Below are 10,244 nucleotides of genomic sequence, written 5' to 3'. Positions count from 1 at the left end.
GGATACCGAAAAATACCCGCGGATACCGAAAAATACCCGCGGATACCGAAAAATACCCGCGGATACCGAAAAATACCCGCGGATACCGAAAAATTTACCGCCGAAAGCGGTGCTTGTACTTATGCTAAAACGCCCATTCGCCGTTGCGGAAGACCGGTTCACGCTCGCCGCTATCGGTTATTCCGTCAATGTCCATTTGGTCAGAGCCGATCATAAAATCAACGTGGGTGATGCTTGTATTCAATCCTTTTTCTTCCAGTTCTGCCGGGCTCATGCTTTTTCCACCTTCGATACAGAACGCATAAGCGCTACCGATGGCAATATGGTTGGAAGCATTTTCGTCAAACAGCGTGTTATAAAAAAGGATGTTCGATTGGGAAATCGGAGAGCTGAATGGGACGAGCGCTACTTCTCCCAAGTAATGGGAACCTTCATCAGTTTCGACAAGCCCTTTTAAAATTTCTTCGCCTTCCTCCGCTTTTACGTCTACAATTCTCCCATTTTCAAAAGTAAGGGTAAAACCGTCTATAATGTTTCCGCCATAGCTGAGCGGCTTTGTATTCGTGACAACGCCGTTTACCCCCAGCTTGTGAGGTACGGTAAAAACTTCCTCCGTCGGCATGTTGGCCATAAATTCATCGCCTTTTTCATTCATGCTTCCCGCTCCCACCCAGAGGTGTCCTTCCGGAAGCTCAATCGTCAAGTCCGTTCCCGGAGCCGTATAGTGAAGTTTTTTGAATCGCTTTTTATTCAGGCAATCGACCTTTTCATGAAGAGATTGGTCGTGCTTTTTCCAAGCTGCAACAGGATCCTCCCGGTCGACCCGTGTTGCTTTAAAAATCGCTTCCCAAAGTTGGCCGACCCGCTTTTCAGGCGGAGCGTCCGGAAACACTTTATTGGCCCAATCCGCTGAAGGGGCCGCGATGACGGTCCAGCTTACTTTATCCGATTGAATGTATTGGCGGTATTTATTTAAAGCAGTTCCAGCTGCTTTTTGGAAATTGGCAATACGGTTCGGGTCTACCCCTTTAAGCAAATCGGGACCGGAAGAAACAACAGACATAAAGGCCGCTCCTTGCCCGGCCAGTTCTTCCATTTCCTTTGCCCGCCACTTTGGATATTCATGAAATGCTTCGTCAGGAGCGAGATCATATTTTAAGCGGGAAACCACATCATCATTCCAGTTCACGATGACATCTTTTGCACCTGACTCATACGCTTTTTTGACGATCAGCCGGATCAACGCAGCACTGTCCAAAGCCGCGTTAATGACGAGGGTCTGTCCTTTTTGAATATTGACGCCCACTCTTACGGCGAGTTCCGCATATTTTTCCAGTTTTTCCTGAAAGCTACCCATACGGCATCCTCCTTTTCAATAAAAAATGTATTTCCATCATACCAATATTGGAAGAAGAAACCAATCTTTCCACTATTTAATTCCTAAAAGTTCCCGATAATCCAATGGATTTTTGATGATGTCACCAAGTGTATATTCATCCAACACAGCCAAGTAGGCAGCCAGCGCACGATTCAGCACATGCCTTAAGCCGCAAATCGGCGAAATGACGCAGGTTGCCTGGCCGTCTCCAAAACATTCCACGAGTTTAAAATCGTCTTCGGTTTGTCTGACAATTTTTCCAATATTGATCTCTTCGGGAGGAAGGGCAAGTTTAATACCGCCGCCGCGGCCGCGGATTGTATCGATTACGCCCATTTTTCCAAGTTTATGAATGACTTTCATCAAGTGGTTCCTGGAAATTCCATATGCTTCTGCAATTTCCGTAATATTGGACAGTTCATCCGGCGGTTTGGAAGCCAAATATATTAAAACCCGCAAAGAGTAATCCGTATAATTAGTAAGCCTCATGTTTATCACCAATTCCATTTTATCATCTTTTATAAGGATAAAAGCAATCATCACAAAACATGTAAAAAAAATACATGTTTTGTGAACAAAATAAGTCTACATTATGGCAGCTTTTTTACACATGCCGAAGAAGGATTGTTATGATGTGTGATCTGTTTTATTGTTGAATTAAAGATATATTAAAAATACATCTTTTAAAAGGAGAATGAAAAATGGCGCTTTCCGAAAAAACAATCGACATCATTCAATCAACAGTCCCGGTTTTGGAAGTCCACGGTGTTACGATCACTTCTGTATTTTACAAAAATATGTTTAGAAATCATCCGGAATTGTTGAATATTTTCAATCATGCGAATCAATCCCAGGGACGCCAGCAAACAGCTCTTGCCAATATGGTTTATGCTGCGGCGAAAAATATTGACCAATTGGAAAACGTACTGCCAGCCGTAAAACAGGTTGCGCATAAACACCGCGGCCTTGGGGTAAAACCGGAGCATTATCCAATCGTCGGTGAACATCTATTGGGGGCGATCAAAGAGGTGCTTGGTGATGCAGCCACAGATGAAATCATCAATGCATGGGCCGAAGCTTACGGAGTGATCGCGCAAGTGTTTATCGATGTGGAAGCCGACATGTATAAAACTTCCGAGGAACAGCCGGGGGGATGGGAAGGGTTCAAAGAGCTTAAAGTAATAGACAAAGTGAAGGAAAGCGACGTGATTACTTCCTTTTATTTGAAAGCCAAAGACGGTAAAGGGCTTCCCGCGTTCGAACCCGGCCAATACATTACAGTAAGGCTTCATATCCCCGGTGAAAAATATGCGCTTAATCGCCAATACAGCTTGTCATGTGCCCCTGGACATGATTATTACAGGATTTCGGTTAAAAAAGAAGCCGACCATGAACCATTTGGTAAAGTGTCCAATTATTTGCATGAAAAAGTCAATGTCGGCGATACGATTGAAGCAAGCGTACCTGCGGGTGATTTTACATTGAATATGAAAGAAACAGCCCCGGTTGCTTTTATCAGTGGGGGAGTAGGGCTAACACCGTTCATGAGCATGCTGGAGACGTTGGTGAAAAAAGATTCCAAACGCGATATCACCTTCATTCATTCAGCCAGACACGAGGGGGTCCATGCCTTCGGGGAAGATGTTAAAAATATGACGGAAAAGCTGGAGAATGGACGCTTCTTTTACGGATATGAAAATCCGGCAGACCAACATGGCGGCCATCATTTTAGCGGTTATATTACAAAAGAATTTTTGGAAAAACATATTGCGAAAGACACAATCTGCTATGTATGCGGGCCGGTGCCATTTTTAAAAAGTGCCGTTCTCATGTTAAAAGACCTGGGTATCGCAGAATCCAATATCCGCTATGAGTTCTTTGGTCCTGCGATAAACTTGCAAATGGATAAAACTGCTGTTTAATCATATAGATGAAAGAGCAAGGAGGATTTGTAATCGCCCCTTGCTCTTTTTTATTCGGACAATGCTTTTTTTAAATTGGAAATGTTTTTTTCCATGATGGAAAAGTAGTCTTCGTTATTTTTTTCATCTTCTACTGTAATATATTCAAGGTTATGCAATGTAAGCGGCTTTGTGCCGGTTTCTTTTTGAATCGTTTCCGTTACGTTTGTCAGTGGGTTTTGGTCGTAAATAATGTACGGAATATCCTGTTTGTTGACTGTTTCAATAATGGATTGCAGCTGCTTTTGGGAAGGTTCATGTTCAGGGCTTAGGCCGGTAATGCTGATTTGCTCCAATCCGTAGCGGTGCTCCCAGTAGCCGTAAGAGGAATGGGAAACCAATATTTCTTTACGCCGTGCCGACTTCACAGTTTGCTTTAGCTCTGCATCAACCTTTTGTAATTTATTTGCCAATTGTTCATAATTTTGTGCGAATTCCGCTTTTGCATCCGGCTTTTTTTCTATAAGCGCGTTTTTAATATTCCCGGCCATCGTGAGGGCGTAAACGGGATCGAGCCAAACATGCGGGTCTGTATCATGGTCTGTTTCCTGATGATCTTCATGGCTCTCTGAATGCTCATGCTCGCCATTGATTATTTCAATACCTTTTGTTGCTTCGATGAATCTTACATTTTCATTTTTCATCGAGCTTTTCATTTTGTCGATAAAAGCTTCAAGCCCCGCGCCGTTGTATATAAACAAGTCGGAATCTGCCACTTCCATCATCGTTTTCATTGTCGGTTCAAACGTATGGGCATCTGCACCCGGAGGGTAGACGCTTTTAACGCTGACATGCTCGCCGCCAATTTTCTTTGTAAAATCCTCAATCGGATAAATGGTCGTGTACACACTTATCGTTTTTTTGGGTTTTTGGACATCGGCGGATTCGCCGTTGCAGCCGGATAAAAACAGCACGAAAACGATAAATGCCATCAAAGAAAAATTTTTTTTCCTCAAAATATGAATCTTCCTTTCTGGTATAACTGAGCTAGAAAAAGCAAGTTATAAATCGTAATCATTCCGATTTGCATATTATATAATAAAAAAACAAAGCAGACAAGAGGGAGAAAACAAGAAAAATCCGGACAAGCCGTTAGTCCGGATTTTATCAGCTATTGCACAGTATATCCCCCATCGATCACCACGGCCTGGCCAGTCACTCCTTTGGCTGCGTCACTAGCCAAAAAAAGGGCGTATTCGGCAATTTCGGAAACATCCAACAATCTTTTTTGGGGGACAAGGGGATAAATGAGCTCTTCCAACACTTTGTTTACAGGGATGTTTCTCGTTTTTGCCAAATCGGTCAGCTGATTTCTGACCAATGGCGTATCGACATATCCGGGACAAAGTGCATTGACTGTGATCCCGTGCTCGGCGCCTTCAAGGGCAGCGACTTTCGTAAGGCCGATCACGCCGTGTTTTGCACTATTATATGCCGCTTTTCCCGAAAAACCGACAAGCCCGTTAATGGAAGCCATATTGATGATGCGGCCAAATTTTTGTTTTTTCATGATGGGAAAGGCATGTTTGATTGCCACAAAGGGCCCGGTCAGCATAATGCTCAGCATTTGTTCAAATTTTTCGGTTGGAAAATCTTCAATGAACGCAACGTGCTGGAGCCCGGCATTATTAATCAATACATCAAGGCGCCCGAATTCTTCGGATACATATTCAAGCGCCAGCTGGATATCCTTCTCGCTGCTGACATTACACGAAATGGCAAATGCGGTGTGTCCTTTTTCTTGTAAATTGGCAGCAGCTTTTTTCACATTTTCTTCATCCAGATCCGACAAAATAACCTTTGCTCCATTTTCGGCAAACCTTTTTCCAATCTCATATCCAATTCCGCGGGCGGCCCCTGTAACGAAAACAACTTTGCCTTTTACCATGAACACACCTTCTTATCTTGTAATTATAAATTTAAATACCACATGTACTTTACTCTCTAATGTTATTATTATCTTACACACATGGATTTGCAATCATCAAAAAGTATTACTTGGCATGACGTTCGATTTTAAAAAAGAAACGGCTGCTGTTAGTAATTTTTTTATAAAATGAAGGGAACGGATAAAAAGGGCAAATCATTAGTACGATAAAAAAAAGGAGGCCGTATTTTGGACAAGTTTACGCGTATTTCTGAAGAAAAAATCCGCAAGGCATACGAAGAAGGTGAATTTGACCGGCTTCCCGGATTTGGAAAGCCGCTTCGGGAGGATGATTTAGAAGGAATCCCCAAGGAATTGAGGATGGCATACCGGGTGTTGAAAAATGCCGGTTTTTCCCCGGAAGAGATGGATGTCAAAAAAGAAATCATGTCAATCGAAGACCTCATCCGCCATTCCGAAGACGAGCTTGAATCGGAAGAGCTGAAAAAGAAATTAAACGAAAAATTATTAAAATATAATGGTCTTCTTGCAAAAAAAGGGATCAAAACAAATTCTTCCGTTTTTAAAAAATACCAACAGAAAATTGAAAAAAGATTTTTTTGAAGATCAGTAATATTCACCCCTGGGTTTTTTTACGGATTTCCGAATATCATGTTTTAATCATGCGCGTTTGTTAATTTAAACGATAAAATAGGGAAAACTATCGGATAAGGGGTAATCATTGGGAATAATAAAGGAGGATTTTTCAATGAACAGTCGTTTTGATGAGAAAGTCATACTGATTACAGGTGCAGGGTCCGGTTTAGGCCAAGCTTCTGCCTTACAGGTCGCAAAAGAGGGGGCAAAACTTGCACTCGTTGATTTAAACCCAGCTTCATTGGAAGAAACAAAAAGCAAAGTGCTGGATGTTGCTCCAAATGCAGAAGTGTTGCTGGTCACTGCCAATGTGACAGATGAAAAAGCGGTTAAAAATTATGTAAATGAAACCGTTAAGAGATTTGGTAAAATTGAGGTTTCTTCAACAACGCAGGGATCGAGGGAAAACAAAATCTCACAGAAGATTTTGACATTGATGAATTCGGGAAAGTAGTCAATGTTAACTTAAATGGCGTGTTTTATGGTATGAAATATGTATTGAAAGTAATGAGAGAACAAGGATATGGTTCGATTGTTAATACTGCTTCTGTTGGCGGTATCCGCGGGGTAGGGAACCAATCAGGCTATGCAGCCAGTAAACACGGCGTAGTCGGGCTAACGAGAAACTCCGGAGTTGAATACGGACAATACGGAATCAGAATCAACGCTATTGCACCAGGCGCCATCATGACACCAATGGTCGAAGGTTCATTAAAACAAATTGATCCTGACAACTGGGAAGAAGCGGGAAAACAATTCGTTCAGCCGAACCCGATGAAACGTTTCGGTAAACCGGAAGAAGTGGGGTATTTGGTGGCATTTCTGTTGTCTGATCAAGCCGCCTTCATCAACGCGGCTGTTATTCCAATCGATGGCGGGCAATCTTATAAATATTAGCATATTTATTTATGGTATAACGGATGTAATGAGGACATGAATATAAGTTGCATCCATACATCCTGCCATTGGCTTAAACAATACAGCAGCACTTGATGAAGGACAAGGAACGACATATTTTGTGAAAGCAGCCATGAACCCGGATGGTTACCGGTTCATTGGCTGTTTTTGTTTGCCGGAAGGTCCGGCGCTAAAAGGAATTGATGGCATTTGCCGCCTTGCCCATTAATGGCGGCTTTATCACTCAAATAACCGTTCATGATTTTTTCACTTAACATCTGACTTCCCCATCCGATATAAAAGGTAAGACATTTTTTTAGGGTGAAGTAAATGGATAAAACATCATTGATTGGAGTCGTTCTTGGCTTTATAGCAGTTGGGGCAGGGATGATATTAAAAGGTGTAGATATAACGGCATTGATCAATCCGGCTGCCATCCTCGTCATCTTGGTGGGAACGGCTGCAAGCGTGATTATCGCTTTTCCTTCTTCGGAAATTAAGAGGGTCCCCAAGCTTTTCGGGATTGTTTTTAAAGAGCAAAAAATGCCAAAACCGAAAGATCTTATTATTTTGTTTTCCGATATGGCCCAGTTGGCCAGAAGGGAGGGGCTGCTGGCGCTTGAGGCCAAAATGGACGAGATCGACGATCCGTTTTTAAAACAAGGACTCATTTTGGCCGTCGATGGACAAAGTGCCGACTATATCCGTAATGTCCTTTCGGATGAAATTGATGCGATGGAAGAAAGGCATTCGGCCGGAGCAGCCATTTTTTCCCAAGCAGGAACGTATGCGCCTACGCTGGGCGTTCTTGGAGCTGTTATCGGTTTAATTGCCGCATTGGCCAATATGGACAATACCGATGAACTTGGAAATGCCATTTCAGCGGCGTTTGTCGCCACTTTACTCGGAATTTTTACCGGTTATGTATTATGGCATCCTTTTGCCAACAAGTTAAGGAGAAAAACACATGAAGAAGTCAGACTGAAGGAAATGATGGTGGAGGGTGTTCTGTCCATTCTCGAAGGGGAAGCGCCCCGCATTATTGAACAAAAACTCGCATCATACCTTCCGGCTTCAGAACGAAAAGATTTGTTCGAAGACAACAGTGAAAGTGAAGTGGCCCAAAATGTCGAGGCGTAAAAAAAGAAAAGAAAGCGAGGAGCATATGAATGAGTCTTGGCTCCTGCCATATTCAGATTTATTAACGCTGCTCCTTGCACTTTTTATCGTATTATTCGCCATCAGTTCCGTTGATGCCCAACGGTTTAACCATCTGTCCCAAGTGTTCAGCGGCATATTTTTGAACGGGACGGGTCCGGTAGAGTTTGAACAGCCGATTGAAGAAAAAGATCAAAATGCCGATGTCCCATCCCACTGGGAAGCGCATAGTAAAAAAAAAGAAAATGAAGTTGTTGAACAGGCTATCCATGAAATGGCGGAAGAGTTGAAAATTCTTGAAGCCATCCAAACGAAAGTGGAAAGCTATATTCAGGAAAATGGCTATGAAGACAAATTCTCGACTTCACTCACTTCAGAGGGTCTTCTCATTAGGATCAATGACAGCGTACTGTTTCAGTCCGGGAGCGCAACCGTACGGGAGGAGGATAAAAAAACAGCGAGAGAACTGGCAAAGCTGCTTGAAATGGACGTGCCGCGAAGTGTCATCATTAGCGGACATACGGATAATATTCCAATTCAAAACTCGGCTTTTCAATCAAACTGGGAACTGAGCGTCATGCGGGCAGTCAATTTTATGAAAGTCCTGCTTGAAGATAAAAACCTGGATCCGCGGTTATTCAGTGCCAAAGGATTTGGAGAGTTTCAACCAATCGCCGACAATAATACTGCTGCAGGCAGGGAAAAGAACCGCAGGGTGGAAGTGCTCATCCAGCCATATACGGAAGAAACAAAATAAGCATGCAGCCCTAGGCTGTATGCTATTTTTTTACGTAAAGAAAACATAACTTGCTAAGAAAATTTTTCTTCAAAAGAAGCTTTTCTGTATCTGGCTCCGACTGACAGGACGTGCTAGTGCAGGCGAAGCGACAGGACGTCGCGCCTGAGCCTGCCGACTGACAGGACGTGCTAGTGCAGGCGAAGCGACAGGACGTCGCTGCCTGAGCCTGCCGACGCACAGGACGTCCCAGTGCCGCCGGGGCCACAGGACGTGGCGACCTAAGGCAGCCAGCGCCCAGCCCCTCGGGTTCATAAGTCAAAACACTCCAGAGGAGGGCTTGCGCTTTTCTTAACATCATTATTTAAAATATTCCAAGCTTCTTTATCCGGGAGGCTGCTTCCTGAAGACGTTCTTCCGATGTGAGCAGCCCGGCCCTGACAAAGCCTTCGCCGAATTGCCCAAACCCGATTCCGGGTGCCACCGCTACATGGGCTTTTTCGAGCAAAAGATCAGCAAATGACTCGGAAGTGTATCCGGAAGGAATTTTCAGCCAGGCAAAAAAGGAGCCTTTCGGTGCTTCTACATGCCATCCAATATCATGAAGGCTTGAGATGAACGCATTTCTTCTGCTTTCATACATATCACTGATTTTCTTTGCGGCTTCGGCCGTATTGGAAAGGGCTTCTACCGCAGCATCCTGCACGGCGCCAAACAGGCTGACGTACAAGTGGTCCTGCAGTAAATTGAGCGCTTCGATGACAGACGGGTTTCCCGCGGCAAAAGCGATCCGCCATCCCGCCATGTTATATGTTTTCGATAACGTATAAATCTCGATGCCGATTTCTTTTGCCCCGTCTACCTGCAGAAAACTGACCGGTTTTTTTCCGTCAAAGCCGATCCCGCCGTATGCAAAATCATGGCAGACGCAAATATTGTGATGGGCTGCGAATGCTGCCGTTCTCTCGAAAAAGTCAACATCGGCGACTGCCCCGGTCGGATTGTTGGGATAATTCAGTATCATTAATTTTGCTTTTTCGGCAACTTCTTTATGTATGCGGTCATAGGAAGGAAGGAAATCATTCTCCTCCGTAAGCGGCATCATTTCCATTTTGGCATTGGCAAGCGCAGCCCCCGACCAATAGTCGGGATAACCCGGGTCCGGTACAAGCATGATATCCCCGGGATTTAAAAGACATTGCGGCAATTCAACAAGCCCGGCCTTCCCCCCAAACAAGATGGCAATATTTTTTTCGGGATCAAGGTCCACGCCATATTCTCTTTTGTAAAATTGAGCGGCAGCCTGTTTTAAATTCCTTTTGCCTCTGAAAGGCGGATATTTATGATTGTTTGGGTTGTCAGCAGCCGATTTCAGCCGTTCCACAACGTTGGCCGGGGTCGGCTGGTCGGGATTGCCCTGGCCAAGATTTATCACATCATGCCCTTCGGCTTTAATGCGATTTACCTTTCCCACCAGTGAAGCAAAAAATTGGGTCGGCAAATTTTTCAGTAACCGAGATTGTTCAAATGTAAGCATTCCATCACCTTTTTTTAAGATCATTCGCATTTTTTTATCTATATAGTTCAAAA

10 protein-coding genes and 1 pseudogene are annotated in these 10,244 nt (G+C 43.8%); 5 read left to right on the top strand and 6 right to left on the bottom strand.

Going from position 1 to position 10,244, the window contains the following annotated elements; genetic code table 11:
* Positions 1-124: 124 nt before the first annotated feature.
* Together AB1L08_RS13815 and AB1L08_RS13810 are read right to left on the bottom strand one after the other, a co-directional pair.
* Positions 125-1,357 (bottom strand): aminopeptidase, encoded by a 1,233-nt coding sequence (locus AB1L08_RS13815; RefSeq protein WP_413065247.1) that lies wholly within the window; start codon positions 1,355-1,357, stop codon positions 125-127.
* A 72-nt stretch (positions 1,358-1,429) separates the two neighbouring features.
* On the bottom strand, positions 1,430-1,867 hold the full coding sequence (locus AB1L08_RS13810) for an Rrf2 family transcriptional regulator (RefSeq protein WP_413065250.1): 438 nt from the start codon (positions 1,865-1,867) through the stop codon (positions 1,430-1,432).
* 212 nt (positions 1,868-2,079) lie between these two features.
* Between AB1L08_RS13810 and hmpA the strand changes: the two genes are divergently transcribed.
* Positions 2,080-3,300 carry an NO-inducible flavohemoprotein gene (hmpA, locus tag AB1L08_RS13805; RefSeq protein WP_413065246.1) on the top strand — a complete coding sequence of 407 codons (1,221 nt, stop codon included), beginning with the start codon at positions 2,080-2,082 and terminating at the stop codon, positions 3,298-3,300.
* 50 nt (positions 3,301-3,350) lie between these two features.
* Here the strand turns inward: hmpA and AB1L08_RS13800 are convergent, their stop codons facing one another.
* Complete coding sequence (locus tag AB1L08_RS13800; RefSeq protein WP_413065245.1) at positions 3,351-4,295, bottom strand: metal ABC transporter substrate-binding protein; 945 nt, start codon at positions 4,293-4,295, stop codon at positions 3,351-3,353.
* 155 nt (positions 4,296-4,450) lie between these two features.
* The gene (locus AB1L08_RS13795) at positions 4,451-5,227 is read right to left on the bottom strand and encodes a 3-hydroxybutyrate dehydrogenase (protein ID WP_413065244.1); all 777 of its coding nucleotides are present in this window, start codon (positions 5,225-5,227) and stop codon (positions 4,451-4,453) included.
* A 228-nt stretch (positions 5,228-5,455) separates the two neighbouring features.
* On the opposite strand from AB1L08_RS13795, the gene AB1L08_RS13790 reads away from it, so the two are divergent.
* Together AB1L08_RS13790 and AB1L08_RS13785 are read left to right on the top strand one after the other, a co-directional pair.
* On the top strand, positions 5,456-5,830 hold the full coding sequence (locus AB1L08_RS13790) for a DnaJ family domain-containing protein (RefSeq protein ID WP_413065243.1): 375 nt from the start codon (positions 5,456-5,458) through the stop codon (positions 5,828-5,830).
* 145 nt (positions 5,831-5,975) lie between these two features.
* Positions 5,976-6,685 (top strand): annotated as a pseudogene (locus AB1L08_RS13785) (SDR family oxidoreductase); the annotation flags it as partial.
* 230 nt (positions 6,686-6,915) lie between these two features.
* Here AB1L08_RS13785 and AB1L08_RS13780 read toward each other — a convergent pair.
* The gene (locus AB1L08_RS13780; protein ID WP_413065242.1) at positions 6,916-7,038 is read right to left on the bottom strand and encodes a hypothetical protein; all 123 of its coding nucleotides are present in this window, start codon (positions 7,036-7,038) and stop codon (positions 6,916-6,918) included.
* 52 nt (positions 7,039-7,090) lie between these two features.
* On the opposite strand from AB1L08_RS13780, the gene motA reads away from it, so the two are divergent.
* Both motA and motB read left to right on the top strand, forming a co-directional pair.
* Complete coding sequence (gene motA / locus AB1L08_RS13775) at positions 7,091-7,900, top strand: flagellar motor stator protein MotA (protein WP_413065241.1); 810 nt, start codon at positions 7,091-7,093, stop codon at positions 7,898-7,900.
* Positions 7,887-8,675: a flagellar motor protein MotB gene (gene motB, locus AB1L08_RS13770; protein ID WP_413065240.1), complete on the top strand. Its 789-nt coding sequence runs from the start codon at positions 7,887-7,889 to the stop codon at positions 8,673-8,675. Before motA ends, motB begins: the two co-directional genes overlap by 14 nt.
* Positions 8,676-9,018: 343 nt before the next feature.
* Here the strand turns inward: motB and AB1L08_RS13765 are convergent, their stop codons facing one another.
* A complete protein-coding gene (locus AB1L08_RS13765; RefSeq protein WP_413065249.1) occupies positions 9,019-10,191 on the bottom strand; it encodes a pyridoxal phosphate-dependent aminotransferase in 1,173 nt (390 codons plus the stop codon).
* Between the last annotated feature and the right edge of the window lie 53 nt (positions 10,192-10,244).

This window comes from Siminovitchia jepli, from assembly GCF_047228825.1.
Lineage (GTDB): Bacteria > Bacillota > Bacilli > Bacillales > Bacillaceae_C > Siminovitchia.
Note: the sequence above shows the minus strand (reverse complement) of the source record. Positions and strands in the feature narration are given on the sequence as shown.

Bases quoted from the DNA above. Each gene is read 5' to 3' on its own strand.
- AB1L08_RS13815 (WP_413065247.1), bottom strand. From the start codon at position 1,357: ATGGGTAGCTTTCAGGAAAAACTGGAAAAATATGCGGAACTCGCCGTA.
- AB1L08_RS13810 (WP_413065250.1), bottom strand. From the start codon at position 1,867: ATGAGGCTTACTAATTATACGGATTACTCTTTGCGGGTTTTAATATAT.
- hmpA (WP_413065246.1), top strand. From the start codon at position 2,080: ATGGCGCTTTCCGAAAAAACAATCGACATCATTCAATCAACAGTCCCG.
- AB1L08_RS13795 (WP_413065244.1), bottom strand. From the start codon at position 5,227: ATGGTAAAAGGCAAAGTTGTTTTCGTTACAGGGGCCGCCCGCGGAATT.
- AB1L08_RS13780 (WP_413065242.1), bottom strand. From the start codon at position 7,038: ATGTTAAGTGAAAAAATCATGAACGGTTATTTGAGTGATAAAGCCGCC.
- motA (WP_413065241.1), top strand. From the start codon at position 7,091: ATGGATAAAACATCATTGATTGGAGTCGTTCTTGGCTTTATAGCAGTT.
- motB (WP_413065240.1), top strand. From the start codon at position 7,887: ATGTCGAGGCGTAAAAAAAGAAAAGAAAGCGAGGAGCATATGAATGAG.
- AB1L08_RS13765 (WP_413065249.1), bottom strand. From the start codon at position 10,191: ATGCTTACATTTGAACAATCTCGGTTACTGAAAAATTTGCCGACCCAA.